This is a genomic window from Streptomyces sp. NBC_01390 (genome assembly GCF_045040105.1).
Classification (GTDB): domain Bacteria; phylum Actinomycetota; class Actinomycetes; order Streptomycetales; family Streptomycetaceae; genus Streptomyces.
On record NZ_CP109551.1, the window covers coordinates 7379934 to 7404974 of the forward strand.

21 protein-coding genes are annotated in these 25041 nt (G+C 70.3%); 11 read left to right on the top strand and 10 right to left on the bottom strand.

Translation table 11 applies throughout. The features are described from left to right. Nucleotides 1-91: 91 nt before the first annotated feature. Entirely contained in the window at nucleotides 92-1054 is a 963-nt protein-coding gene (locus OG241_RS33320) for a 5-dehydro-4-deoxyglucarate dehydratase (RefSeq protein ID WP_405820593.1), read from the bottom strand. A gap of 140 nt (nucleotides 1055-1194) precedes the next feature. On the opposite strand from OG241_RS33320, the gene OG241_RS33325 reads away from it, so the two are divergent. After that, nucleotides 1195-1983, top strand: a complete 789-nt coding sequence (locus OG241_RS33325; protein WP_405820595.1) for an IclR family transcriptional regulator — start codon at nucleotides 1195-1197, stop codon at nucleotides 1981-1983. A gap of 28 nt (nucleotides 1984-2011) precedes the next feature. Here OG241_RS33325 and OG241_RS33330 read toward each other — a convergent pair whose 3' ends face one another. Together OG241_RS33330 and OG241_RS33335 are read right to left on the bottom strand one after the other, a co-directional pair. Then, nucleotides 2012-3748, bottom strand: coding sequence for an IclR family transcriptional regulator C-terminal domain-containing protein (locus OG241_RS33330; RefSeq protein WP_405820597.1), 1737 nt, complete (start codon nucleotides 3746-3748; stop codon nucleotides 2012-2014). A gap of 49 nt (nucleotides 3749-3797) precedes the next feature. Further along, nucleotides 3798-5249: a cellulose binding domain-containing protein gene (locus OG241_RS33335; protein ID WP_405820599.1), complete on the bottom strand. Its 1452-nt coding sequence runs from the start codon at nucleotides 5247-5249 to the stop codon at nucleotides 3798-3800. Between the two features lie 492 nt (nucleotides 5250-5741). On the opposite strand from OG241_RS33335, the gene OG241_RS33340 reads away from it, so the two are divergent. Then, complete coding sequence (locus tag OG241_RS33340; RefSeq protein ID WP_405820601.1) at nucleotides 5742-6824, top strand: glycosyltransferase family 2 protein; 1083 nt, start codon at nucleotides 5742-5744, stop codon at nucleotides 6822-6824. A gap of 8 nt (nucleotides 6825-6832) precedes the next feature. Beyond that, nucleotides 6833-7042, top strand: a complete 210-nt coding sequence (locus tag OG241_RS33345) for a hypothetical protein (protein WP_405820603.1) — start codon at nucleotides 6833-6835, stop codon at nucleotides 7040-7042. A gap of 17 nt (nucleotides 7043-7059) precedes the next feature. Here OG241_RS33345 and OG241_RS33350 read toward each other — a convergent pair whose 3' ends face one another. Then, entirely contained in the window at nucleotides 7060-8379 is a 1320-nt protein-coding gene (locus tag OG241_RS33350) for a M6 family metalloprotease domain-containing protein (protein ID WP_405820604.1), read from the bottom strand. 266 nt (nucleotides 8380-8645) lie between these two features. Here OG241_RS33350 and OG241_RS33355 point away from each other — a divergent pair, with 266 nt between their 5' ends. Both OG241_RS33355 and OG241_RS33360 read left to right on the top strand, forming a co-directional pair. Continuing rightward, the gene (locus tag OG241_RS33355; RefSeq protein ID WP_405820606.1) at nucleotides 8646-9287 is read left to right on the top strand and encodes a TetR/AcrR family transcriptional regulator; all 642 of its coding nucleotides are present in this window, start codon (nucleotides 8646-8648) and stop codon (nucleotides 9285-9287) included. Between the two features lie 147 nt (nucleotides 9288-9434). Then, on the top strand, nucleotides 9435-10967 hold the full coding sequence (locus OG241_RS33360) for an MFS transporter (protein ID WP_405820607.1): 1533 nt from the start codon (nucleotides 9435-9437) through the stop codon (nucleotides 10965-10967). Nucleotides 10968-11078: 111 nt separating this feature from the next. Here OG241_RS33360 and OG241_RS33365 read toward each other — a convergent pair whose 3' ends face one another. Continuing rightward, on the bottom strand, nucleotides 11079-11588 hold the full coding sequence (locus OG241_RS33365) for a MarR family winged helix-turn-helix transcriptional regulator (RefSeq protein ID WP_405820609.1): 510 nt from the start codon (nucleotides 11586-11588) through the stop codon (nucleotides 11079-11081). A gap of 133 nt (nucleotides 11589-11721) precedes the next feature. On the opposite strand from OG241_RS33365, the gene OG241_RS33370 reads away from it, so the two are divergent. Further along, nucleotides 11722-12513, top strand: a complete 792-nt coding sequence (locus tag OG241_RS33370) for a DODA-type extradiol aromatic ring-opening family dioxygenase (RefSeq protein ID WP_405820611.1) — start codon at nucleotides 11722-11724, stop codon at nucleotides 12511-12513. Between the two features lie 79 nt (nucleotides 12514-12592). Here OG241_RS33370 and OG241_RS33375 read toward each other — a convergent pair whose 3' ends face one another. Next, nucleotides 12593-13111: a GNAT family N-acetyltransferase gene (locus tag OG241_RS33375; protein WP_405820613.1), complete on the bottom strand. Its 519-nt coding sequence runs from the start codon at nucleotides 13109-13111 to the stop codon at nucleotides 12593-12595. A 188-nt stretch (nucleotides 13112-13299) separates the two neighbouring features. Here OG241_RS33375 and OG241_RS33380 point away from each other — a divergent pair, with 188 nt between their 5' ends. After that, nucleotides 13300-14301 carry an RNA polymerase sigma factor RpoD/SigA gene (locus OG241_RS33380; RefSeq protein WP_405820615.1) on the top strand — a complete coding sequence of 334 codons (1002 nt, stop codon included), beginning with the start codon at nucleotides 13300-13302 and terminating at the stop codon, nucleotides 14299-14301. A gap of 458 nt (nucleotides 14302-14759) precedes the next feature. Here the strand turns inward: OG241_RS33380 and OG241_RS33385 are convergent, their stop codons facing one another. Then, on the bottom strand, nucleotides 14760-15725 hold the full coding sequence (locus OG241_RS33385) for a helix-turn-helix transcriptional regulator (protein ID WP_405820617.1): 966 nt from the start codon (nucleotides 15723-15725) through the stop codon (nucleotides 14760-14762). A 62-nt stretch (nucleotides 15726-15787) separates the two neighbouring features. On the opposite strand from OG241_RS33385, the gene OG241_RS33390 reads away from it, so the two are divergent. The 4 genes from OG241_RS33390 to OG241_RS33405 all read left to right on the top strand — a co-directional run bounded on the left by OG241_RS33390 (nucleotide 15788) and on the right by OG241_RS33405 (nucleotide 21489). After that, complete coding sequence (locus OG241_RS33390) at nucleotides 15788-17317, top strand: MFS transporter (RefSeq protein ID WP_405820618.1); 1530 nt, start codon at nucleotides 15788-15790, stop codon at nucleotides 17315-17317. 229 nt (nucleotides 17318-17546) lie between these two features. Further along, entirely contained in the window at nucleotides 17547-18308 is a 762-nt protein-coding gene (locus OG241_RS33395; protein WP_405820620.1) for a DeoR/GlpR family DNA-binding transcription regulator, read from the top strand. 12 nt (nucleotides 18309-18320) lie between these two features. Further along, nucleotides 18321-19268, top strand: coding sequence for a 1-phosphofructokinase (pfkB, locus tag OG241_RS33400; protein WP_405820621.1), 948 nt, complete (start codon nucleotides 18321-18323; stop codon nucleotides 19266-19268). Nucleotides 19269-19443: 175 nt separating this feature from the next. After that, nucleotides 19444-21489: a fructose-specific PTS transporter subunit EIIC gene (locus OG241_RS33405; protein WP_405820623.1), complete on the top strand. Its 2046-nt coding sequence runs from the start codon at nucleotides 19444-19446 to the stop codon at nucleotides 21487-21489. A 97-nt stretch (nucleotides 21490-21586) separates the two neighbouring features. Here OG241_RS33405 and OG241_RS33410 read toward each other — a convergent pair whose 3' ends face one another. The 3 genes from OG241_RS33410 to OG241_RS33420 all read right to left on the bottom strand — a co-directional run bounded on the left by OG241_RS33410 (nucleotide 21587) and on the right by OG241_RS33420 (nucleotide 25012). Then, on the bottom strand, nucleotides 21587-22333 hold the full coding sequence (locus OG241_RS33410) for a DUF6227 family protein (protein ID WP_405820625.1): 747 nt from the start codon (nucleotides 22331-22333) through the stop codon (nucleotides 21587-21589). 211 nt (nucleotides 22334-22544) lie between these two features. Continuing rightward, entirely contained in the window at nucleotides 22545-23738 is a 1194-nt protein-coding gene (locus OG241_RS33415; RefSeq protein ID WP_405826542.1) for an Ig-like domain-containing protein, read from the bottom strand. A 209-nt stretch (nucleotides 23739-23947) separates the two neighbouring features. Next, nucleotides 23948-25012 (bottom strand): P1 family peptidase, encoded by a 1065-nt coding sequence (locus OG241_RS33420; protein ID WP_405820627.1) that lies wholly within the window; start codon nucleotides 25010-25012, stop codon nucleotides 23948-23950. Nucleotides 25013-25041: the final 29 nt, after the last annotated feature.

A 25041-nucleotide genomic window follows, 5' to 3' on the forward strand; every position in this document is an offset into this window, starting at 1 on the left:
TGAACTGTGAGCTACTGAACTGAACCGAGCCGAACTGAGGTGGGGCGAGGCGAGGTGGGGTCAGGTGAGCTGAAGGGCAATGGCCGGCTGGTCAGGAGGCCGGCTGTCGTACCGCCCCCACCAGCCCCAGGCCGTGGTCCAGCACCTTCGCCAGGGCCGCGAGGTCGTCCGGGCCCGGGTCGGTGAGCGGGGCGCGGACCGGGCCGACCGGGAGGCCGCGCAGTCTGGCCGCCGCCTTCACCAGGGACACGGCGTAGCCCGGTACCCGGTCGCGGAGTTCGACCAGGGGGACGTAGAACTCGCGAAGCAGTCGCGTCAGGACCGGGTCGTCCCCGTCCCGCAGCGCGCCGAAGAAGGCGTTCGCGATCTCGGGGGCGAAGGCGTGGACGGCGGAGGAGTAGGCGGGGACACCGACCGTGGCGTAGGCGCGGGCCTGGATCTCGGCCGTCGAGGCGCCGTTGAAGAAGAGGAAGCCGTCGGGGGCGGCGAGGGTGAGACGCTGGAGGCGGTCGAGGTCACTGTGACCGTCCTTGAGGCCGACGACCCCCTCGATCGCGGCGATCCGGCGCACGCCCTCCGCCGTGAACGTGACCTGGCCGCGCTGGTACGCGATCAGCGGCAGCCGGGTCCCGGCGGCGATGCGGCGCAGCTGCTCCACCAGGCCGTCCTGCGGTGCCCCGACCAGATAGTGCGGCAGGACCAGCAGGGCGTCCGCGCCCGCTTCCTCCGCGATACGGGCGAACCGCAGCGCCTGCGCCCAGCCGTAGCCGATGCCCGCGACCACCGGCAGCCGGCCGTCGGCGATCTCGACCGTGGCGGTGACGACCGCGCGGTACTCGTCCTCGTCGAGCGAGAAGAACTCGCCCGTTCCGCAGGCGGGGAACACCGCTCCGGGGGCGGCGGCCAGCCGGCCGGTCAGGTACTCCCGGTATCCGTCCAGGTCGAGAACGCCGTCGTCCCGGAAGCTCGTGAGGGGGAAGGACAGCACCCCGCCGGTCATTCCGTCACGGAGCCGCTGGACGACTCCCTCGACCTCCGAGTTGATCACTGCCATGAACCCTGTCTCCCTATGCGGATGCCGTCTGCGTATGAAGATGGAGATTAGGTGGGTGAACGGATGAGGTCAATGGCAGCGGCAGGAGCGGCGGTCGGCGGCGGAGCGGAGCGGATCACGGCCGACCTACGATGGGGCCCATGCCGGAGAAGAGAGGTGTCCGCAGCGTGAAGTCGGCGGCCCGGACCGTCGCGCTGCTGGAACTTCTCGCCGCGCGGGGCGAGGAGCCCTCGCGTCTGGACGAACTCGCCGAGGGGCTGGAAGTGCCGCGCAGCAGCATGTACCAGCTGCTCCAGACCCTCGTCGACTGCGGCTGGGTCCGCTCCGACGCCACCGGCTCCCTCTACGGCATCGGCATCCGAGCCCTGCTCACCGGCACCGGCTATCTCGACGGCGACCGGCGTATCCGCGCGGCCCGCCCCCACCTCGACGAGGCCTCGGACGCGCTCGGCGAGACGATCCACCTGGCGCGTCTCGACGGCCCGGACGTCGTCTATCTGGCCACCCGGGAGTCCCACGAGTACTCGCGCACCATAAGCCGCGTCGGCCGCCGCGTCCCGGCCCACGCCGGTGCCCTCGGCAAGGCACTGCTCGCGGAACGCCCCGACGACGAACTCCCGCTCCCTGAAGGAGAGTTGGTCGCCCTCACGGACAACACCCACACCACCCGGGCCGCCCTGCACGCCGATCTGGCCCAGGTGCGCGAGCGCGGCTGGTCCGTCGACCGCGAGGAGACGGTGACCGGTATCGCGGGCTTCGGCTTCGCCCTGCGCTACGAGACCCCGGCCATCGACGCCATCAGCTGCTCGGTGCCGGTGGCCCGGCTCACCCCGGAGCACGAGCTGAGGATCGTCGCCGTCATGCGCGAGATCCGCGCGAAGATCGAGACCCAGCTCCACCTGGCCCCGGGCGCCCCCGACTGGCGCTGAGCCCCTACGGGACGAGCCCCTGAGCCCTTCAGGCCAGCGGCACCCGGGTGAACCGTCCCGCTGTCCGCAGCTCGCCCTCGATCCGTGACGCCGTCCCGTACAGCTCGGGCAGGACCTCCGTCACGCAGTTCTCCGCCGTACGCCGGGTGGTGTGCATCGCCACGTTCACCGCGGCGACCACCCGGCCCGTACGGTCTCGCACCGGGACCGCGATCGACCGCAGTCCCTCCTCCAACTCCTCACTGACCAGGGCGTATCCCTGCTCCCGCACCTCCGTCAGCACCCGGGCGAAGGCCGTCGGGTCCGTCACGGTGTGCGGAGTCAGCGGGGCCAGCGGAGCCAGGTCCCGCACCTGCCGCTCCGCCTCCGGTATGCCGGCCAGCAGCACCCGGCCCATCGAGGTCGGGTAGGCGGGAACCCGCGTCCCCACGGTGATGTGCGCGCTCACGATGCGCCTCGCCGCCGCCCGCGCCGTGTACTGGATCTCCGCCCCCGAACCCGTCCCCGAGTCCGTCGACAGGATCGCCAGTGACGCCGACTCCTGTACCCGGCCCGCGAGTTCGGCCAGGTGCGGGGCGGCGATCTCGGGCAGCGACGTACGGGAGAGGGGCGGGAAGCCGAGGGACAGGACCCGGGGGGTGAGGGCGAAGGTGCGGCCGTGTGTCTCGACGTAGCCCAGGTGCTCGTAGGTGATCAGAGCCCGGCGGGCGGTCGCCCGGGCCAGGCCCGTCGCCCGCGCGATCTCTGTCAGGGTCAGCTCGGCGCGGGATTCGCCGAAGGCCGTCAGGACGGTGAGACCCCGGGCCAGGGACTCGACGAACTCGCGGCCCAGTTCCTGCTTCGAGGCCCCGGTCCAGGCCGCGAGGCCCGAGGGAGACGCCGGTGTCCCGGAGGACGGGCGCACCCGCAGCTCGGCCTCCATCGCGGCCACCGTCGAGCGCAGTCGCGGCAGCAGGTCGTCGCGCAGGCCGGTGACCGTACGGCGGCTCGTGTGGCTGACGACGCTCGCTACACAGGCCACCCGTCCCGTACGGGGGTCCCGTACGGGTACGGAGACGGCGACCAGCCCCGGTTCGATCAGCTGGTCGTCCAGCGCCCAGCCGTCGGCGCGGGCCTGCTCGACATACGCCTCGAAGTCGGCGCCCGAGGCCCCCGAATCATCGGTCCGGGGCGGCACGGCCGGGAAACCGTGGTCGGCCGGGTCCGCCGCCCGGCGTTCGTGCCAGCGGCGCCAGTCGTCGGCCGTCCACTCGGTGGCGAACAGCGGGCCGGGGGCGGTGCGTTCGGCGGGAAGAAGGTCGCCGATACGGAAGCTGAGGGACATCGCGCGGCGCCGGGTGGCCTGGTGGATGAACCGGATGCCGTCCCGGTCGCCCACCGCGAGCGACACCGACTCGTCCAGCTCGTCGGCGAGGGCGTCCGCGTGCGCGTCGAGCAGGGCGGGCAGCCGGAGGGCGGCCAGATAGGCGTTGCCGAGTTCCATCAGCCGAGGGGTGAGAACGGCGTCCCGGCCGTCGAGACGGACGTACCCCATGCGGGCGAGCGTCGCCGTGATCCGGTCGACCGTCGAACGGGCCAGTCCGGTCGCGCGTTCGAGCGCGCTGAGGCTCAGCACGCCGTTCGCCTCGGTGAGCCTGTTCAGCACGGCGAGGCCACGCATCAGCGGGGCCACGGCCTCGGCAGGGACGGCGGCCTCAGGGATGGTGGCGTCGACAGAGGCGGTGGCGTCCGTGGATGACGCCGTGGTGGCGTCGGGCAGTGGCATGGGTGGTGTGTGCTCCCCGTGGAGTGTCTCCGGGACACCGTAACGGGGCTCAGGGCTTGGTCAGGGTGTCCACGTAGTGGGTTCCGTCGGCCGTGAGGCCCGCGACGGCCTTCCGGGCGTCCTCGCCGGACATCGCACGGTCCGCCTGGTAGTAGAGCCAGTCGACCTTCATGTCCCAGGTACGTGCCCCGGCTCCCCTGAAGGGAAGGTCGATGAACCAGGTGCTGAAGTTCACGGTCATGGGCTCGCGCGGAGAGTACTTGCTGCCGTTGGTGAACAGTTCACGGCCGTCGAGGGAGTAGGTGGTCCTGCCGCCGTGCGTGGTGATCACCATGGTGTGCCAGCCGCCGAGCTTGGTGATACGGGACTTGGTGACCCGGTCGTTCGTCGCGCTGTCGCGCCAGCTCGTGGTGTCCAGCCGTGGCCCGTACGCTCCCCAGCCGCCGTTCGGCAGGTACTCGTAGTCGAGTTCGCTGTACTTCTTCGACGTGTGGTCCGGCGAGATCGTGAAGAACGACTCGGCGATGTGGTCGCCGTCGCGGCCGCTGGTGGGCTTGTCGTCGAGGTGGACCCGGGCGACGAGGGTTCCCTCGAAGACGGTCCCCCTGGCCCTGTGGAACTCGGACTGCCGGGTGCCCTTCGCGGTTCCGTCGGTCTCGGCCCGCAACTGGAGAACCTGGGCGGTCGTGGCGTCCTCCCCGGCGGGGAAGCTGACGCCGTCCTTCGACCAGGTGTCCTTGATCCCGGGGCCGCCCTCACCGGTGCGTACCACCCAGCCGTGGGCCGCGAGCGCCGGATCGCCGGGACCGCTGTAGTCGAAGTCGTCGAAGAGGACGCCCTTGGGTGGTGCGGGTGGTGCGGGCGCCCCGGCCACCGCAGCCCGCCCGGGCGCGGCAGAGCCGCCCGGCGCCGGGGTCTCGCCGTTCGGTTCCTCGCCCCAGACGAGTGCGCCGCCGAGGTAGGCGGTCACGCGCTTGGACGGCGTGTACGTGGTGTCGCCGGCGTCGAAGGAGTGGTCGTTGTCCTGGTCCAGCCTCCCGTGGTCGACGCGGTAGAGCTGCAGCCCGATGCCCTTGGTGCTGCCGCCGGGCGCCAGGGTGCCCGTGGCCTGTCTGAAGCCGACCTCGAGGTAGTGGTCGGCGTGGGGCACCGCATCGTGGGCCGTCACGGTCTTCTGGGTGACGTGCGAGCAGCCCAGGGACGTCTGGACGCAGTTGGAGGCATACACGGAACCGTCGTCCGCCGAGTAGTAGTACCGCAGGGTGACGTCACTGAGGTCCACGGCCTTGTCGGACGTGTTGACGACTTCCAGCCAGGGCCTTGCCACGGCGCCCGTGGCGGGCGCGCCGGTCCGGTAGCGGACCGTCAGTGCGGAGGGTGCGGTGTCGTCGGAGGGCCACCACAGGAACCAGAGTGCGGCCCCGGCGCCGGCGAGCGCACCGGTGACGAGCAGCGATATGAGGGCCTTCCGCCCGCGACGAGGGGGCTTGCGGCGGCTCACGAAGGCTCCTGGGCAGGTCTACGGACGGCGTTTCTACGGCTGATATGGCTGAACATCGCGGCGTATCGTACGCATATCTTCACCAAACCGGCCAGGAAGTGGATTTCCTTGCCATTATCGTGTGGTTTTCGTCACTGTCGCCTGTTGTGCCTTATGAACTCCAAGCGTCCGAATTATTGCCTTTTTGCCACTCAAAATGGTCTTGCGATGTTCATTCGCAGGTCAAGCGCATGATCGTCGACAAGTCCCGGCAGGTGGGAGCGTCTGTGGCGGCCGGATGGAGTTGGGGTATTTTCCATGCAGCTTTCATGACTTGGGCACGGCGGGGGGTCGCTGTGTGAATAAACCTGAATGAACCGTGTGGGGGAAATGTCAATGTCCGGTACGACGGCGCGCCCTGCGCGAGTTGAACCGCGGCGCGCCTCGCGCAGCCGGCACCGAAGAGGCCGAGGTGAATACGGGACGCTCGCGGAACCGGCGACGCGGGAGACGATGGTCTACGGGACTGTCGTGCTCGTGCCGGCCCGCAACGAGGAGGCCGGTGTCCTCACCTCGCTGGAGTCCCTGGCCGGACAGTCCCGCCCGCCGGACCTCATCGTCGTGGTGGTCAACAACTCGACCGACCGCACGGACGAATACGCCCGCCGGTTCGCCGCCGACGAGAACACGCCGCCCACGGTCGTCCTGAACTTCCCCGACAACCCGCACAAGAAGGCGGGGGCTCTCAACCACGGCCTGCGCTGGCTGAGGGAGGCCGTCGGTGGACGGCTCACCAACCGGGTGGGCCACATCCTGGTCATGGACGCCGACACCGAGCTTCACTCCAGGTTCGTCGAGCGGGCCCAGAACGTCATCGCGTCCGACCCGCAGCTCGGCGGGGTCAGCGCCGCCTGCCTCGGCCGCACCGACCTGTGGCGCAACCCCTGGCAGCGGTTCCTCCTCGGCATGCAGATCATCGAGTACGGCCGGGCCGCCCACGCGCGCTACCGCCAGGACGTCCACACCATGTCGGGCGCCGGTTCCTTCTACCGGGCCGAGGCCCTGCAGAACCTGATCGACTGGCGGGGTGAGGTCTTCTGGGAGGACCACCGCAACCTGGTCGAGGACTACGAGACCACGCTGGCGCTCAAGGAGTCCGGCTGGAAGGTGACAGCCAACCAGCTCTGCATCGCGTACACCGACCTCATGCCCACCCTGCGCGAGCTGATCCAGCAGCGCGAACGGTGGAGCCGCGGAACCGTGGACACGCTGCGCCGCCGCGGCTGGACCAGGTTCACCTGGCACTCCATCACCACCATGATCCTCGGGCTCGTCGGCATGGTCTACATCCTGGGATGGGGCTCGGGGCAACTCGTACTGCTCGCCAAGTACGGCTTCTACCACCAGCCGCTGCTGTGGGCGCTGTTCGGCTTCTGGATCGTCTATCCCGCCCTGCGGGTACGGAACCTCGGCTGGAAGGCGATGCTCGTCGAGGCCCTGCTGATTCCGGAATTGGTCTACACCGTCGTGCGGTCGTACTGGCTCGTGTCGTCCATCGCGAAGTCCTATGTGACCCGCGTGTCTGCCTGGAAGTAGAGGAAGAGATGAACACCCTCAAGGGTCTGGGGGCTTGCGCGGTGCTCGCGGCCATCGCGTTCGCGGTGACCAGGGTGACGACCGTCGATCAGCTGACTCTCGGGATCACTGTCGCGATCGTCGTCGTGAGCCTGGCCACGTACACGGCTTCCATCCGGCGGCGTCGGCGGGACCACCGGATGGCCGGGGGCAGGGCCAGGTCCCGACGCGCTTCCTAGAGAAACGTTCCTGCGACCTAACCGCCCAGCGCACGAGTCACCCGGACCCGGTAGTTCCCGTCGAGGTCCGCGCCCGCCACGGTGATCCGGACGCGCCGCCCCGGGTCCGTGAAGGACTCACCGGGCGCGAAGGGCGCGTCGGAGAGTTCCGCGTGCACGTTCGGGCTGCGGGTGCAGCCGCCGCTGCCCCGGTGGGAGTCGTACACCGTGACCGGGCCGCGGCCGGTGTCGACGTTCGCGTCGACCCGGTAGATCAGCACGCCCGGCCGGCACACCGTCTCGTCGTTGCCCTCGCGCGTACGCAGTTCGACGGCGTATCCCGTACGGGAGGTCAGGGGCACGAACACGAGTTTCGCGCCGCCGGGACGGGCCAGCGGGGTGAGCGTGTACTCGGTCGTCCCGGCGGTCACCGCACAGCGGACCTGCGAGGGGTCCAGCCAGGCGAGCTTCCACTTGTGCCAGCCGAGCAGGTCGTTGTTGGCCCCCCAGTCCTCGCTCATGATGTCCCAGTGGCCGACCGCGCCCCCGCCGGCCTGTGTGTACAGGTCGGGCAGCCCGAACACATGGCCGTTCTCGTGCGGGAGGACGCGGTAGCCCGTGGTGTCGTACGAACCGGAGCCGTCGTCCTGGCGGGAGTAGACGAAGGACGCGTTGGCGACGGGGACGCCGTCCGCGACCGGTGCGTCGCGGTTGCCGGCGAAGGTGACGGACAGGACGGTGTCCAGGGCGGAGGGGCCCGCGTTCGGGGTGACCAGCACGTTCAGCAGGTCGTACGAGCGGAAGTCGACCGTCGGGTCGGCGGCGGCAACGATGTCGTGGACCAGCCGGCGGTAGCCGGGGTCGAAGGGGGCGCCGCGCTCTATGCCGTACGAGCGGAAGGACCGGGGCATCCGCAGCCAGTCGGCGATGGGTGCCTCGGGGCGGTAGTCGAGGCGGCCGTAGGAACTGGTGGTGAACCAGTCCCGGGTCTGCGGGAAGAACTCCGAGAGCCGGTCGAGGGCGCTGCCCTGGCCCGGGGCGTCGGAGAAGTCGACCATCAGGTTCAGCGCGCGGACGGTGCCGGTGGAACGGGAGTAGCCGAGGGGAGTGGGCAGACCCTCGGACATCTGGACGCCGAGGCCGCCCCGGATCAGACAGGGGCCGAGCGGTGAGGAGCGGGCCAGCGGGAGGGGCCCCGCGGCCGTCGTGGCGTCCCGGGTGAGCTGCCCGGTGCCGGCCGAGGTGCTGACCGCGAGGGTGAGCGCGGCCACGGACACGAGGGCGGCCATCCGGCGGGGGCGCGGGGGGCCGGGCGGGCGTATCCGACGTATCCGACGACGGCCGGTCGGCTGCTGCATGCACGGACCCTTCGCGCCACGGCAGCCGGCGGTGTCGGACTGCACCCTTTCGATCACCCTGTGTCGAGGTCGGCGCGGGCGCGCGCTGGAGGAGACCGATCGTGGGTATCCCGCCCGAGGGCTGCCGAGGGATATGTGACCCAGGTCACATGGAATCTCTTCAGTTGCGGGAAATAACCGGGGACCGATTCCCCGTTTAGCCATGTGTCCGAGCGAAACGGGGACTGCTTCCCCGGATCGCATCTCAAACTCCTCAAGGAGACACCGTGCAGACCGCGATCCCCGCGCAGAAGGCGACCCGGCCCCGCGCCGACGCCCTGCGCAACCGGGAGCGGATCGTCACCGCCGCCCGCGAGATGTTCGTCGAGTTCGGCCCCGAGGTGCCGATCGACGAGATCGCCCGCCGGGCCGGCGTCGGCAATGCCACGGTGTACCGCAACTTCCCGGACCGAGAGGCCCTCGTACGGGAAGTCGTCTGCTCGGTCATGGACCGTACGGCCGAGGCGGCGGAGCGAGCGCTGGCGGAGACCGGGGACGCCTTCGAGGCGCTGTCGCGCTTCGTGCACGTCGCCGCGGACGAGCGGCTCAGCGCGCTCTGCCCGATGATGACCAGCACCTTCGACCAGAACCATCCGGACCTGGAGGCCGCGCGGGAGCGGGTCGAGGAGCTCATCGCGGAGATCATGGCGCGCGCCATGGTCGCCGGTCAGCTGCGCACCGACGTGGGTGTGGGGGACGTGATGGTCGTGGTGTCCCAGCTCAGCCGTCCTCCGGCGGGCACGGCGTGCACGAGCATCGACCGCTACGTCCACCGGCACCTGCAGCTGTTCCTGGACGGACTGCGGGCCCCGGCCCCCTCCGAACTGCCCGGCAAGGCCGCGACGATGGAGGACCTGCGCCGATCCTGACCGATTAGTTCGTCACCGATTAGTTCATCGCAGTATCCGGGTCACCACTCGCAACACCGTTCGCCACAGACTTTCGGCCGTCAGCGTTGACGAGCCGGTCCCCTTTCACACACTTTTCCGTCACGAAGTCCCGAAGTGGGTATCTCCATGTCCGAAACAGCCCAGGCTGTCGCCGCCAAGGCGCCGGCTCCCGACTCCAACCGCTGGAAGGCGCTCACGTTCATCGCGCTCGCCCAGCTCATGGTCGTGCTCGACGCGACCATCGTGAACATCGCCCTCCCCTCCGCCCAGCAGGACCTGGGGATATCCGACGGCAACCGCCAGTGGGTCATCACGGCCTACGCGCTGGCCTTCGGTGGACTGCTCCTCTTCGGCGGCCGGATCGCCGACATCTGGGGCCGCAGGAACACCTTCGTCACCGGTCTGATCGGCTTCGCCGCCGCCTCCGCCCTGGGTGGCGCGGCGACGAACGAGGCGATGCTCCTCGGCTCCCGTGCCCTGCAGGGTGCCTTCGGCGCACTGCTGGCGCCCGCCGCGCTCTCCCTGCTCGCGGTGATGTTCACCGACGCCAAGGAGCGCGCCAAGGCGTTCGGCATCTACGGTGCGATCGCCGGTGGCGGTGGCGCCGTCGGTCTGATCCTCGGCGGCTTCCTCACCGAGTACCTGGACTGGCGCTGGACCTTCTTCGTGAACATCCCGTTCGCGATCGTCGCCGCCCTCGGCGCGTACTTCGTCATCCGTGAGCCGTCCGGCAGCCGCAACCGCTCGCCGCTCGACATCCCGGGCGTCGTCCTGTCCACCCTCGGTCTGGTCTCCCTCGTCTACGGCTTCACGCGGGCCGAGTCCGAGGGCTGGAGCGACTCGGTGACGATCGGCCTGTTCGTCGCCTCGGCGCTGCTCCTCGCGACCTTCGTGTTCGTCGAGTCCAAGGTCAAGGCCCCGCTGCTGCCCCTGCGCGTCATCACCGAGCGCAACCGTGGCGGTGTCTACCTCTCGCTCGGCCTCGCCATCATCGCGATGTTCGGCCTGTTCCTCTTCCTGACCTACTACCTGCAGATCGTGAAGGGCTACTCGCCGGTCAAGACCGGCTTCGCGTTCCTGCCGATGATCGCGGGCATGATCACGGGCTCCACCCAGATCGGCGCCCGACTGATGACCCGCGTCCCGGCGCGGCTGCTGATGGGCCCGGGCTTCCTGCTCGCCGCGCTCGGCATGCTGCTGCTGACCCAGATGGAGATCGGCTCCTCGTACGCGGCCCTGCTCCTGCCGGCCATGCTCCTGCTCGGCCTCGGTATGGGTACGGCGTTCATGCCGGCCATGTCCCTGGCCACGCTGGGCGTCGAGCCGCGTGACTCCGGTGTCGCCTCCGCGATGGTCAACACCTCGCAGCAGGTGGGCGGTGCGATCGGTACGGCCCTGCTGAACACGATCGCCGCCTCGGCCACCACGTCGTACATCGCCGACCACATCGGCGGCGCGACCTCCCGCTCCCAGCAGCAGCTGGTCCAGCTGGAGGCCATGGTCAAGGGCTACACCAGCGCCATCTGGTTCGCCGTCGGCATCCTGGTGGTCGCCGCGGGTATCGCCTTCACCTTCATCAACGCCGGTCGCCCGGACATGAGTTCGGTCAGCGGTGACGGTGCGGAGGAGGAGCTGAAGGTTCCGGTGGTCGCCCACTGACCCCGGCCCCCGCTCCGCCGGTACCCCTCTTACCCCTTCGGGCCACTCCGTACGTCACGCGGGGTGGGGACGCCTCGTGACGTACGACTCCAGGATCTGCCCTGGTTCCGCTCAGCGGAGCCAGGGCAGATCCGCGCCCGCGTCCTTCGGCTGAAGGCCCTGGGCGACGATGTCCATGACGTCGTGGAGCGTCTGGCGCTGCTCGTCGCTGATCCGGTCGAACAGCACCTGGCGTACGGCGGCGACATGGCCCGGGGCGGTGCGCCTGAGCACCTCCTGGCCCTGGCCGGTCAGGACCGCGAACTGGCCGCGCTTGTCCGAGGGGCAGTCCTCGCGCCGAACCCAGCCGTTCTTCTCCAGCCGGGCGATGGCGTGCGAGAGGCGCGAGCGCGTGATCTTCGCCTTCATGGCCAGCTCGGTCATCCGCAGCCGTTGGCCGGGAGAGTCGGCGAGGGCGACGAGCAGGCCGTAGTAGACGTGCGGCATGCCGGCGTCGCGCTGGAGCTGGCGGTCGAGATGGTCCTCAAGAAGGGTGACGGCGTGCACATAGGCCCGCCAGGTGCGCTGTTCCTCTTCGGTGAGCCAGCGGGGCTCCTCGTCGGATGTGGATGGCGTATTCATGTACTCCACTCTACGTTCCCCGTCCTTGAATTTTAAACCAAAACGATGTATGTTCAGTATGCGAGAAGCTTGAGACTTCAAGATGCAGACTTGAAGCAGGAGTGGTAAAGGTCCCGGGAAGGGAGTAGTCGTCATGTCGGCCGGCATCCAGGAGCGCATGCCCGCGCTCTACCTCAGTCACGGCGCGCCTCCTCTGGCGGACGATCCGATCTGGCCCGGCGAACTCGCCGCCTGGTCGGCGGACCTGCCCCGCCCCAAGGCGATCCTCATGGTCTCCGCCCACTGGGAAGAGGCCCCGCTCGCCATCGGCGCCATCGAAACGATCCCCCTCGTCTACGACTTCTGGGGCTTCCCGGAGCACTACTACAAGGTCGAGTACGCCGCCCCTGGCGCCCCCGCACTTGCCGAGTCCGTACGCAAGCTGCTGCGTGCCCCCGGCATACCCGTTCAGGACGTCCCCGACCGCGGCCTCGACCACGGCGCGTACGTCCCGCTGGTGGAGATGTTCCCCGAGGCGGACATCCCTGTCCTGCAGATCTCGATGCCGACCCTCGACCCGGTGAAACTGATGGACATCGGGCGCAAGCTCGCGCCCCTGCGCGACGAGGGTGTCCTGATCGTCGGTTCCGGCTTCTTCACCCACAACCTGGCCGCCCTGCGGCACACCGGCTCCGGAGTGCCGACCTGGTCCAGCGAGTTCGACGACTGGGGCCACCGGGCACTGGAGACACGCGACGTGGACGGCCTGCTGGACTTCCTGAACAAGGCTCCCGCGGGCCGGTACGCCCACCCGCGCACCGAGCACTTCGCGCCGCTCTTCGTGACGATGGGCGCGGCCGAGGTGGCCGGCGAGCTGGACTCGCAGAAGTCGGTCATCGACGGCTTCTGGCTCGGGATGGCCAAGCGCTCGGTGCAGTTCGGCTGACCCCTGCGGCCCTCGGTTCGGCCCCTTCGGGCAGACGCCCGGGGCCGGACAGGGGGCTTCTCGGGGCCGAACAGGGGGCTCAGAGCTCCTTCTCGTACCAGGCCACGTCCCAGTAGCGGTCGAACTTGCGGCCCACCTCGCGGTACGTACCGACGTACCGGAACCCGAAGCGTTCGTGCAGCCGCACGGACGCTTCGTTCGGTGGCACGATCCCCGCGAGAGCGCGATGCACGTCCTCGCCGTCCAGTGCCTCGAAGAGCGCCGTGTAGAGCAGGGTGCCGACCCCGCGCCCGCCCGCGTCCGGCGCGAGATAGACGGTGACCTCCACGGTGGTGCCGTACGCCGGCTTCGCACGGAAGGTCCCGGACGTGGCGTACCCCAGAATCCGCTGTGAGTCCACATCCGTGGCAACCATCAGGCGGTGTGGGCCGTCTTGGGGGTAGGAGAGCAGCCAGGGACGGCGCTCCTCCGCTGTGAAGATTCTGGTGTCGAAAGTCGTGGGCGTGTTGAGCACGTAGTGGTTGTAGAGCTCGGTCAGACCTTCGAGGTCCTCCTCGGTCCCTGGCCTGACCTGCACCTTCGCGAATTCCGACGACATCACGCCTCCTCTGCGGCGGCACAGGGTACTGCAAGATCAGAAAAATAGGGGGACGGGTTGGGAATTCTGTCCTGATTCCAGTCGTTGTTTCCTTCGGAAGCTGGGCACGCGAGCAGTGTGCTGAGCGTTCAGTAACAAACAGGGACCCCCAGGACCACCCGCTGGCCCACCATCGCAAGGGAGCAAGCATGGCAACCCGTGCCGTCGCCCGTCGTACGTCGTCCGCCACCGGCGGGACCGTCGGCGGCGCACGCAGTGTTCGCGCCCATGGCGGCGAGATCGCCGACCGCGACCTGGTCGGCATGTACTTGGACGAGATAGCCCGCACCCCGCTGCTCGACGCCGCGAAGGAGGTCGAGCTGTCGCAGACCATCGAAGCCGGTGTCTTCGCCCGCCAGATCCTCGACGGCGAGGCGAAGGCCGAGGCGGACGCCACCGTCGAGGAGCTCGAGGCGCTCTACGCCGAGAGCGAGCGGGCGAAGGACGTCTTCATCCGCTCCAACCTCCGGCTGGTTGTCGCCGTGGCGCGCCGTTACCCCCGCAGCGGCCTGCCCCTTCTCGACCTGATCCAGGAGGGCAACGCCGGCCTGGTGCGCGCGGTCGAGAAGTTCGACTACCGCAAGGGCTTCAAGTTCTCGACATACGCCACCTGGTGGATCCGTCAGGCCATCACCCGTTCCATCGCCGACCAGTCGCGCACGATCCGCCTTCCCGTCCACCTGGTCGAGGAACTGGGCCGGATCCGGCGCGTGCAGCGCGAGTTCAACCGCAAGAACGGCCGGGACCCGGAGCCCGCGGAGATCGCCGCCGAGCTGGACACGAACGCGGCGCGCGTGGTCGACGTCCTGGACTGGGCACGCGACCCGGTGTCACTGAACATGGCGGTGGACGACGACGGCGACACCCAGTTCGGCGACCTCCTGGAGGACACGTCGGCGGTATCGCCGGAGCAGTCCGTCCTGACCCTGCTGCGCAGCGAGGAACTGGACGACCTGATCGGCCGCCTCGACCAGCGCACGGCCTCCATCATCAAGATGCGGTACGGCATCGTCGACGGCCGGGAGCGCACGCTGACGGAGGTCGGCAAGGAACACGGGCTGACCCGTGAGCGGATCCGGCAGATCGAGAAGCACGCGTTGCTGGAGCTGAAGAAGCTGGCCCGCGACACGGGCTTCGACGCGGCGGCGTAGTCGCCGTGGAGCGGGCCGCCGCCGTCGAGAGGCCTGATGGGCGTACCGGTTCCGGCACCTGGGGGCGCACGAGAGCGCTCCGCACGCCGGGCGGCGTACGACTGTTGGGGGTCGCGTGCGCGGGGTGGCGGAAGGCCGCGCAAAGACAGTGGTGCAAGGCTGCTTCAAACCACCGGGTCCGGGGCACAAGAACTCCGGGCCCAGGACTTCGGGTCCAGACGGCAACGCCTCGGACCCCCTGAGCCGAGTCCCGACGCAACCCCCCCCAGCGTCGGGGCTCATCCCGAGCCGGGCTTCGGCACCTACCCCCCCCCAGGTGCCGGGGCCCGGCTCTTTTGTGCCCGGGCGGACAGGTCCTAAGGGCGGGGCACCCCGTACCTGAACCCCGGGGTGGCCCGCCGAATGGCAGATTGTGCCACAGCGCCATCAGGTAGCGACCCTGTCCGGACGCACGTCGGTCAGTTACCTGCCGCGCGAGTCATACGGGCGCCCAACTCCCTTAGCTTTCCGACCAGTTCGGCGGGCTCCCGGACCGTGAACTCGCAGTCGAGCGACGCGAGCCGTACCGCCAGCCACTCCACCGGATCACCGACCGAGGCCCGGACGCGGCAGCTGTGCTCGTCGAGGGGCTCGGGGACGCCGAGCCACGCGGGGAGACGTGCGGTGACGAACGCGGCCGGGGCGGCGAACGTCGCCTCGAACACGTATGCCTCCTGCCGTGCGTGCATCGACTGGCGCAGATACTCCGCCGCGTCGCCCGTCGGCAGCTCGCGCGGGGCGAAACGGGCGCCCGTCGCGAGGGGGTCGCTGACCCGGTCGACGCGGAAGGTGCGCCAGTCGGCGCGGTCGAGGTCGTAGGCGACGAGATACCAGCGTTGGCCGGTCGACACGAGCCGGTGGGGCTCGGTCAGCCGCTTGGTGGGGGTGCCGTCCTTGGCGCAGTAGGCGAACCGCAGCCGTTCCTGGCCGGCCACCGCCGAGGCCATCACGGTCAGTGTCTCGGGGGCGATGACCGCGCCGTCTCCGCTGGTGAGCGGAGTGGTCGCGGCCTGGAGCGTGGAGACGCGGCGGCGCAGCCGGGACGGCAGGACCTGCTCCAGCTTGGCCAGCGCCCGCAAGGAGGCCTCGTCCAGCCCCTCGACCGCGTGCCCGGCGCCCGCCCGCAGGCCGACCGCGATGGCCACCGCCTCCTCGTCGTCGAGGACCAGCGGCGGCATCGCCTTGCCCGCGACGAGCCGGTACCCGCCGTCGGAACCCTTGCTCGCCCGCACGGGATAACCGAGTTCCCGCAGCCGGTCGATGTCCCGCCGGACGGTACGCCGGGACACCCGCAGCCGGTCGGCGAGCTCACCGCCGGGCCACTCACGGGGCGTCTGGAGGAGGGAGAGGAGCTGAAGGAGCCGGGCCGGGGTGTCCGTCGTCATGGATACGAGGATGCCGTATGACTAGGACACAATCTGACCTAATGGGGTCCTAGGTTGAGGGCATGAACTCCACCGAGACCCCTTTGGGCACGTCGGACGCCGTGCCGGACGCCGTGCCGGACCGGCGACGCTGGTTCGCCCTCGCCATCGTGATGACCGCGGCCTTCATGGACCTCGTCGACGTCACGATCGTCAACGTCGCGATCCCGTCGATCCAGCGCGAGGCCGGCGCCTCCTTCAGCCAGATCCAGTGGATCACCGCGGGCTACGCGCTCGCCTTCGCCGCGGGCCTCGTCACCGGCGGGCGGCTCGGCGACATCCACGGCCGCAAGCGGCTGTTCCTCGTCGGCATCGGCGGCTTCACCCTCGCCTCCGCCCTCTGCGGCTTCGCCGCGAACCCCGAGATGCTGGTCGCCTCGCGCATCCTCCAGGGCGCCATGGCGGCGATGATGGTGCCGCAGGTCCTGTCGATCGTCCACGCGACCTTCCCGGCGCACGAGCGCGGCAAGGTGTTCGGCCTCTTCGGCGCGATCGTGGGCATGGGCGCGGTGACCGGTCCGCTGCTGGGTGCACTGCTGACGGAGTGGGACCTGTTCGGCCTCGGCTGGCGCCCGATCTTCCTGATCAACCTGCCGGTGGGCATCGCGGGCTTCGTCCTGGGCCACCGTTTCATCACGGAGTCGAAGGCTCCCAGGGCCCTCAAGCTGGACCTGGTCGGCGTCGCCCTCGTGACCCTGGGCCTGCTGATGCTGCTGTACCCGCTGACGCGCGGGCGCGAGCTGGGCTGGCCGCTGTGGGGGTACCTGTCGATGGCGGGCGCGCTCGGTGTCTTCGGCGCGCTGGTGGCGTACGAGAAGCGCAAGACGCGGATCGACGGCTCCCCGCTGATCGAGCTGTCGCTGTTCAAGGTGAGGAGTTTCGCGGCGGGCATCGCCGTACAGACCGTCTTCGGGGTCGGCCTGGGCGTCTTCTTCCTGGTCTGGACCCTGTACATGCAGTTCGGCCTCGGCTGGAGCCCGCTGCGGGCCGGGCTGACCGGCGTGCCCTTCTCGATCGCGGTGTCGGTGGCGGCCGGGATGTCCGTCCAGAAACTGGTCCCGCGCTTCGGCCGCAAGGTGCTCCAGACGGGCGCCCTGGTGATGGGCCTCGGCGTGCTCATCTACATCTGGGAGGCCGGCCGCTACGGCATGGCCATCGCGTCCTGGCAGATGGCCCTCCCGCTGGTCGTCATGGGCGCCGGCATGGGCCTGATCGTCGCCCCGCTGACGGACGCGGTCCTTTCGGAGGTCCCGAAGGAGCATGCCGGGTCGGCGTCCGGCCTGATCAACACCGTGCAGCAGATGGGCTACGCGCTGGGTCTCGGCCTGGTGTCGGTGGTCTTCTTCGGCACGATGAACGACCGACTGACCCAGGCCGAGGTGGGCCCGGCGTTCGTGGACGCGTTCCAGAACGCGCTGGGATGGGTGGCCGGGCTGATGGGGGCGATCTTCCTGGTGATGTTCGCGCTGCCGGGGCGGGCCGCGGCGACGGACGAGCGGGAGGGGACAGCGACCGCGACGGAGGAGGAGCGGGACAAGGTCCTCGTCGGCTGAGCGCGGACAGGACGGTGGAGCAGGGCCCCGGCACTCGCGTGCCGGGGCCCTTTCCGGCTGTACGGGCCCGCCGGTACGAACGCCACCGCAGCCCACGGTCACAGCCCACGGCCATAGCTGGATGCCTGATTGTGTCCGTATCGCGCCCGAACCTGTTTACTTTCCGGAAATCTGAGCGTAGCCTCCGGATGAATCCACAGACTCGGGCATCGGGCGGAGGTAAACGGGCATGTACGCACCGGAGCGGCAGCAGGAGATCCTGCGGCTCGCCCGTGAGGGCGGGCGGGTGGACGTGCTGTCTCTCGCCGAGCAGTTCCAGGTCACCGCGGAGACCATCCGGCGGGACCTGAAGGCTCTGGACCGCGCGGGCCTGCTGCGGCGTGTGCACGGCGGGGCCATACCGGCCGGTCGCCTCGACTTCGAGCCGGACCTCACCGAGCGCGAGTCGACCTACGCCGACGAGAAGGACCGGATCGCCAAGGCCGCCCTCGCCGAGCTGCCCACCGAGGGCACCCTGATCCTCGACGCAGGGTCGACGGTCGCACGCCTCGCCGCCGCCATCCCGCTGGAGGCGACGCTCACCGTCGTCACGCACAGCCTTCCGATCGCGGCCCGGCTCGCCGACCACCCCGGCATCCAGCTGCACCTCGTCGGAGGGCGCGTCCGGCACCGTACGCGCGCCGCCGTGGACGCCTGGGCGCTGCGGGCGTACGGCGAGATCCGCGCCGACGTCCTGTTCGTGGCCGCCAACGGGTTCTCCGTCGAGCACGGGCTGACCACGCCCGACCTCGCCGAGGCCGCCGTGAAGCGGGCCGCCGTGGACGCCGCCCGACGCGTGGTGCTCCTCGCCGACTCCACGAAGCACGGACAGGAGCACTTCGCCCGCTTCGGAGCCCTGGGAGATGTGGACCTGCTGATCACCGACGGCGGTCTGAGCCCCGAGGACGCCCACGACATCGAGCTCGGCGGCACGGAAGTGCTGTATGTCTAGAAACGAGTGCGCATGATCCTCACCGTCACTCCCAACCCGTCCCTCGACCGTACGTACGAGGTCCCGTCCCTCGACCGCGGCGAGGTCATCCGGGCCACCGGCGAGCGGATGGACCCGGGCGGCAAGGGCGTCAACGTCTCGCGGGCCGTCGCCGCCGCCGGGCAGCGCACCGTGGCCGTGCTGCCGCTGGGCGGCGCGCCCGGGGCGCTCGTCGCCGACCTGCTCCACGCCCAGGGCATCGAGGTCGCGCCGGTACCGGTCGCGGGCGCGACCCGGTCCAACATCGCCCTCGCCGAAGCCGACGGCGTCCTGACGAAGATCAACGCACCCGGGCCCGAACTCTCCGCCGCCGAGCAGGAGTTGCTCCTGGAGACCGTACGCCGGCAGTCGGCCGACGCCGACTGGATCGCCTGCTGCGGCAGCCTCCCCAGGGGGCTCGGCCCGTCCTGGTACGCCGACCTCGTCGCCCGTACGCATGCCGCGGGTGCCCGGATCGCCCTCGACACCTCCGGCCCGGCCCTCCTCGCCGCCCTGCGCGAGCGGCCCGACGTCGTCAAGCCGAACGCCGAGGAGCTCGCCGAAGCTGTCGGCCGCCCCCTCGCCACGATCGGCGACGCCCTGAAAGCCGCCGAGGAACTGCGCGAACTCGGCGCGGGCGCGGTCCTCGCCAGCCTCGGCGCCGACGGCCAGCTGCTCGTCAACGGCACCGGCACCTGGTTCGGCAGCGCACGCGTCGACACCGTACGCAGCAACGTGGGCGCCGGTGACTCCTCCCTCGCCGGTTTCCTGATCGCCGGCGGCAGCGGACCCGAGGCACTCGCCTCCGCTGTCGCACACGGTGCCGCCGCCGTCCAGCTGCCCGGCAGCGTGATGCCGACCCCCGCCGATCTCGACCCGTCCGCCGTGACGGTGACGAGCGAGGTACCCGTGGACCGCGTACTGAGGGAGCCGGTGTCATGACGACCCGCACTCCTCGGTACGGCTGTCCCCCTGAACAGGCCCTGACGCGGCGGGGTTCCCCCGGCCCCGCCGCAGCCACCCCCCTCATGAGCCCCCACCGCATCACCCGCACCACCCCAGTCCCCAGCCCCGCCCACCCCACTCCCCGGGCAATACGCGTGCGAAGGAGCCCGCGATGAGCGAGATGATCACCGCGGACCTGGTCGACCTCGACCTGTCCGCCCAGACCAAGGACGCGGCGGCCCGTGCCCTCGCCGAGCGCATGGTGGCGAAGGGCCGGGTGACCGACCTCGACGGTTTCCTCGCCGACGTGGCCGCCCGTGAGGCGCAGATGCCGACCGGGCTCGACGGCGGCATCGGCATCCCGCACTGCCGAAGCGCACACGTGACCGAGCCGACGCTCGCCTTCGGGCGCAGCGCCGCAGGGATCGACTTCGGCGCGGCCGACGGACCCGCCGACCTGATCTTCCTGATCGCGGCCCCTGCCGGCGCCGACGACGCCCATCTGACGATCCTCTCGTCGCTGGCCCGGCAGCTGATGAACGACGAGTTCACGGCCGCGCTGCGCTCGGTGGGCGACGCGGCGAGCGCCGCCGCGCTGATCCGCGGCGACGAGGCTCCGGCTCCGGCGACCGCGTCCACAGACTCCGCGGCGGTTTCGGCGGCGGCCTCCGCCGAAGCCGCCGCGGGTACCGCCGAGGAGGAGGGGGCGGGGCGGCCGTTCCGTATCGTCGCCGTCACCTCCTGCCCCACCGGTATCGCGCACACGTACATGGCGGCCGAGTCGCTGGAGAACGCCGGCCGTGAGGCGGGCGTCGAACTCGTCGTCGAGACGCAGGGCTCGGCCGGGTTCACCCGCCTCGACCCGACGCTCATCGCCGACGCCGACGGCGTGATCTTCGCCCACGACGTGCCCGTACGGGAGAAGGAACGCTTCGCCGGGAAGCCGACCGTCGACGTGGGCGTCAAGGCCGGCATCAACAAGCCCGCCCAGCTCATCGCCGACGTACGCGGCAAGGCCGAGCGCGGTGAGGTCACCGCGAGCGCCACGGGCGGCAGCACGCCCGTCGAGCGGGCCGGCGACTCCGGCGACAGCTACGGCACCAAGCTGCGCAAGTGGCTGATGACCGGCGTGAGTTACATGGTCCCGTTCGTCGCAGCGGGCGGTCTGCTGCTCGCCCTCGGCTTCGCGATCGGCGGCTGGGAGATCAACAAGGCGCCCTCGGTCATGGAGCACTTCTCCTGGACCCAGGTCGACAGCTGGGGCGCACTGCTGTTCCAGATCGGCGGCGTCGCCTTCGGCTTCCTCATCCCGGTCCTCGCCGGCTACATCGCCTACGGCATGGCCGACCGGCCCGGTCTCGTCCCCGGCTTCGTCGGCGGCATGATCGCCTCGAACATCGCGGCCGGCTTTCTCGGCGGTCTGGTCGCGGGTCTGCTGGCGGGCGGAATCGTCCTGTCCATCCAGCGCATCAAGATCCCGCCGGTGCTGCGCGGCATCATGCCGGTCGTGGTGATCCCGCTGATCTCCTCGCTGATCGTCGGCTTCCTGATGTTCGTCGTGGTCGGCAAGCCGATCGCCGAGGCCCAGAAGGGCATGACGGACTGGCTCTCGGGCCTCTCCGGCAGCAACGCCGTCCTGCTCGGCATCCTGCTCGGCCTGATGATGTGCTTCGACCTCGGCGGGCCCGTCAACAAGGTCGCGTACGCCTTCGCCACCGCCGGAATCGCCGTCCAGGACCCGAGCGACGCCGCGATGAAGGTGATGGCCGCCGTGATGGCCGCCGGCATGGTCCCGCCGCTGGGTATGGCGCTGGCCACCGTCGTCCGCCGGAAGCTCTTCACCCCGGCCGAGCGCGAGAACGGCAAGGCCGCCTGGGTACTGGGCGCCTCCTTCATCTCCGAGGGCGCGATCCCGTTCGCGGCGGCGGACCCGCTGCGCGTCATCCCGGCCTCGATGGCGGGCGGCGCTGTCACGGGTGCCCTGTCGATGGCCTTCGGTGCCACGCTCCGCGCCCCGCACGGCGGCATCTTCGTGGTCCCGCTGATCGGCAGCCCGTTCCTCTACCTGGTCGCCGTCGCGGCCGGCACGTGCGTCACGTCGGCCCTGGTGATCCTCCTCAAGAGCATGCGCAAGCCCGCCCTCGGCACCACCACCGCCGAGACGCCGGACGGCGCGACGGCTGCGGCGCCGGCGAAGAAGGAGCCGGTGGCGGCGTAGGGGAAGTCGTAAGGGGAGTGACGAGCACGTCAACGCGCGGGTGGGCCGGTCGTAGAGACGACCGGCCCACCCGCGCGTTCGACTACTTCGGTCCGGGCTACGACGTCCGCGCCGCCCGGCGCTCCATCGCGTCGCGCGCTCGGTCCTCCGTCGGATACACCTCGCACATGTGCCGGCCGTCGGGGGTGGCCGTGTGCTCGATCTCCCAGAGGGAGACCTCCTCACCGCCGGGCAGCAGGAAGGCGTGCTCGTAGAGCGAGAAGCCGATACCGGCCCGGCCCGCGCGGCACGGGCGCCCGAACGCCTGCGTGATCTGGTGTGCGAACGCCTCACGCAGCAGCTCGGCGGTCTCCGCCCCCGGCCGGTCCGCGTTCTCCGCGCGCCTCAGTAACCTGCGCGCGTGGTCCGCCGAGTCGTCCGGCACGTACATGTGCCGCGGCTGGACGACCGCGGCGAGCTGGACCGTCACCGGCAGCTCGAAGTCAGGTGTGTCCGCGGGCAGCGGGAGCCGGGCCGTGGCGGCGCGCAGCTCCTCCTCGTCGACGTACACCTCGGCCTGTGGACCCGCCCCGGGCGCCGTGTTGTGCACCAGCTCCCACAGGGTGAGCGCCGAACCGTCGGCGAGCAGCCAGGTGTGGCGGTACGTCTCGCGGTGCAGGCCCGCGCTGTGGTGCGCGGAGTGCAGCGAACTGTCGTGCGCCAGCGCGCAGTCGAGCCGCCGTATCGCGTCGTCGGGCAGTTCGAAGGAGTTCAGCGCACGACCCAGGAGCCGCTCGAGATGCTCCTCCGGAGACTCGGGCGACTCGGGTGGTTCGTACGCTGCCGTCTCGTACGGAACGCTCAAGGCTTCTCCCGGCGTTGCTGCATGTCACCTTGTGGGTGCATACCGTAGCCCCTCGGTCGGACATCATGTCCGGGAACCGAGAAAACGTATGCCCGGAAGACGCCCGGGCCGCACGAAAAGTTCCCGCGCGGCCCCGAAAACCGTCAAATGATCCGCCCAACACGCCCTGCTCCGACGGCACTTCACATGCTACTGGTGCTCAGCCGTCTCCTCAGGCAGCGCTCCCGGCCGTCCACTCGCTCCACGGCATGTTCCAGCCGTTGAGACCGTTGTCCGGCGCGACTTGCTTGTCCGCGGAGTTCTTCACGATGACGACGTCCCCGATCATCGAGTTGTCGAAGAACCACCTGGCGGGCGTGTCCCCCTGAGCCCCCTGCACATCCCGCAGCCCCACACAGCCGTGACTGGTGCCCGTACGCCCGAAGGGCGGGTTGCCCTGCTTGTACCAGTAGTTGCCGTGGATGAAGGTCCCGGAGGTGGTCAACCGCATCGCGTTCGGTACGTCCTTGATGTCGTACGCGTTGGCCAGATCGACAGTACGGCTGTCCATCCGCGTCTCCCGCAGCTTCTCGGAGATCACCATCTGCCCGTTGTACGTGGTGAACTCCGGGGCGCCGGCCGAGATCGGGATGTCCTTGCGGGGCTGTCCGTCCCGTACGACCGTCATGGTCTGCGTGTTGACGTCGACCGTGGACACCTGCGAGCGCCCGATCGTGAAGCTCACGGTCTTCTTCTGCACCCCGACCGCGCCGTTGGCACCCTTCACCCCGTCCAGGTCGATCTTCATCGTGACCTTGGAACCGGCCTTCCAGTACTCCTCGGGCCGGAAGTCGAGCCGCTGCGCCCCGAACCAGTGCCCCACCACCTCCTGCCCGCTGCTCGACGTGACCGTGATGTGCGACCGCACCGCCGCCTGGTCGCTGATGGCCTTGTCGAAGGTGAACGAGACCGGCATCCCCACCCCGACCGTCGTCCCGTTGTCCGGCGTGTACGTCCCGATGAAGCTGTTCGCCTTGGTGATCGTCGTGAAGGTCGAGCCGGCGGCCCGGGTCTGCCCGTCGGCGTCCTTCGCGGTCGCCGCTATTCGGTACCGCGTCCCACGCTCCAACTGCTGCGCCGGCCGCCAGCTGTGCCCGTCCGCGGAGACCGCCCCCGCCACGGCCGTCCCCGTCTCCGCGACGGTCATCCGCACGTCGGTCAGCGTGCCGCCGCTGACCTTCACGCCGGTCGTGTTGACCGACGCGCCCGCCGAACCGTCCTTCGCGGAGATGGCGATCCGCACGTCCGACGTCGCCACGGAGCCGCTGCCGCCCTTGCCGCTGCCACTACCTCCCTTGCCCCCCTTGCTGTCGTCGTCTCCGCTGTTGTTGCCACCGCACGCGGTGAGGCTCAGGGCGCCGACCATCAGGACGGCACATGCCCCCAGTGCGCGCCGAGCTGTTGTGTTCGGCGTTGTCACGGGCTGCTCCAGTTTTGTGTGATGTGGGTGATCCGTTCCGCTGCGTGAGGAAAGAGGGGATCACCCCCGGCCCGGGTTCCCGCCGATCATGCCCACGCCCATCACGTGACAGAACCGCGACAATCACACCTCAACCAAGAAGAAGACAGCCGGAGTTACCGGCCCCCGGCGTCCCCGGACAGCTCCCCAGCCGGCTCCCCGTACAACTCCCCGTACGACGGCCACGCCCCGCCGGGTCCCGCCACCGACTCTGCTGCCCGCACCGCCCGGACGATCGCCCGCGTCACCAGGTCCGCACCCGCCTCCAGGATCTCGTTCAGCGCGAGCGGGTTGTCCTCGGCCAACGGACGCGCCCCCGTAGCCAACGTGAACACCGTGTCCCCGTCGGTGAGCAGATGCACCGGCCGTACGGCCCGTGCGATGCCGTCGTGCGCCGTGCCGGCCACCTTCTGCGCCTGAGCCTTCGACAGCGCCGCGTCGGTCGCCACCACCGCCAGCGTGGTGTTCAGCGGCGGCAGGGGAGCCTGCGCGGCGACCTCGGCCAGCCGCCGCCGCGCCGCCTCGTGCACACCGGCCGCCGGATACCGGACCCGCCGTCCTTCGAACAACTCCCCGTACAGCACCCCCGTTTCCGGATCCACCGAGAACCCCGCCGCGTTGGCCACCACCAGCGCCGCCACAGTGATCCCCGACGGGAGGACGGCGCTCGCGGTGCCGACCCCGCCCTTGAGGTGCCCGACCACGGCCCCCGTACCGGCGCCCACGCACCCCTCCGGGACGGGCGCGCCGGGTTTGCTCGCGGCGGCCGCCTCGACGGCTGCCCGACCGGTGGCCGCGTCCGGCCGGGCCCGGAAGTCACCACCCCGGCCCAGGTCGAAGACGCAGGCGGCGGGCACCACCGGCACAACGTGCCCGGGACCGGGGCCGACCCGCACCCCGCGACCCCGCTCCTCCAGCCACGCCATCACCCCCGATGCCGAGTCCAGCCCGTACGCGCTGCCGCCGGTCAGCACCACCGCCTCGACGGTTCGCACCACGTTGCGCGGATCCAGGGCGTCGGTCTCCTTGGTGCCGGGTCCGCCGCCCCGTACGTCCACGGCCGCCACGGCTCCACCCTCCGGTGCGAGCACGACCGTCGTCCCGGTGAGCCACCCGTCGCCGATACGGGTCGCGTGGCCCACCCGCAGGCCGGCGACATCTGTCAGAGCGTCAACTGTCATGACACCCAGTGTTGTGCAGCGCCCCCTTC

What these genes read in the sequence shown, in the direction of transcription:
- OG241_RS33320 (WP_405820593.1), bottom strand. Translation starts at nt 1,054, where the DNA reads ATGGCAGTGATCAACTCGGAGGTCGAGGGAGTCGTCCAGCGGCTCCGT.
- OG241_RS33325 (WP_405820595.1), top strand. Translation starts at nt 1,195, where the DNA reads ATGCCGGAGAAGAGAGGTGTCCGCAGCGTGAAGTCGGCGGCCCGGACC.
- OG241_RS33330 (WP_405820597.1), bottom strand. Translation starts at nt 3,748, where the DNA reads ATGCCACTGCCCGACGCCACCACGGCGTCATCCACGGACGCCACCGCC.
- OG241_RS33340 (WP_405820601.1), top strand. Translation starts at nt 5,742, where the DNA reads ATGGTCTACGGGACTGTCGTGCTCGTGCCGGCCCGCAACGAGGAGGCC.
- OG241_RS33345 (WP_405820603.1), top strand. Translation starts at nt 6,833, where the DNA reads ATGAACACCCTCAAGGGTCTGGGGGCTTGCGCGGTGCTCGCGGCCATC.
- OG241_RS33350 (WP_405820604.1), bottom strand. Translation starts at nt 8,379, where the DNA reads ATGCAGCAGCCGACCGGCCGTCGTCGGATACGTCGGATACGCCCGCCC.
- OG241_RS33360 (WP_405820607.1), top strand. Translation starts at nt 9,435, where the DNA reads ATGTCCGAAACAGCCCAGGCTGTCGCCGCCAAGGCGCCGGCTCCCGAC.
- OG241_RS33365 (WP_405820609.1), bottom strand. Translation starts at nt 11,588, where the DNA reads ATGAATACGCCATCCACATCCGACGAGGAGCCCCGCTGGCTCACCGAA.
- OG241_RS33370 (WP_405820611.1), top strand. Translation starts at nt 11,722, where the DNA reads ATGTCGGCCGGCATCCAGGAGCGCATGCCCGCGCTCTACCTCAGTCAC.
- OG241_RS33375 (WP_405820613.1), bottom strand. Translation starts at nt 13,111, where the DNA reads ATGTCGTCGGAATTCGCGAAGGTGCAGGTCAGGCCAGGGACCGAGGAG.
- OG241_RS33380 (WP_405820615.1), top strand. Translation starts at nt 13,300, where the DNA reads ATGGCAACCCGTGCCGTCGCCCGTCGTACGTCGTCCGCCACCGGCGGG.
- OG241_RS33385 (WP_405820617.1), bottom strand. Translation starts at nt 15,725, where the DNA reads ATGACGACGGACACCCCGGCCCGGCTCCTTCAGCTCCTCTCCCTCCTC.
- OG241_RS33390 (WP_405820618.1), top strand. Translation starts at nt 15,788, where the DNA reads ATGAACTCCACCGAGACCCCTTTGGGCACGTCGGACGCCGTGCCGGAC.
- OG241_RS33395 (WP_405820620.1), top strand. Translation starts at nt 17,547, where the DNA reads ATGTACGCACCGGAGCGGCAGCAGGAGATCCTGCGGCTCGCCCGTGAG.
- pfkB (WP_405820621.1), top strand. Translation starts at nt 18,321, where the DNA reads ATGATCCTCACCGTCACTCCCAACCCGTCCCTCGACCGTACGTACGAG.
- OG241_RS33405 (WP_405820623.1), top strand. Translation starts at nt 19,444, where the DNA reads ATGAGCGAGATGATCACCGCGGACCTGGTCGACCTCGACCTGTCCGCC.
- OG241_RS33415 (WP_405826542.1), bottom strand. Translation starts at nt 23,738, where the DNA reads ATGGTCGGCGCCCTGAGCCTCACCGCGTGCGGTGGCAACAACAGCGGA.
- OG241_RS33420 (WP_405820627.1), bottom strand. Translation starts at nt 25,012, where the DNA reads ATGACAGTTGACGCTCTGACAGATGTCGCCGGCCTGCGGGTGGGCCAC.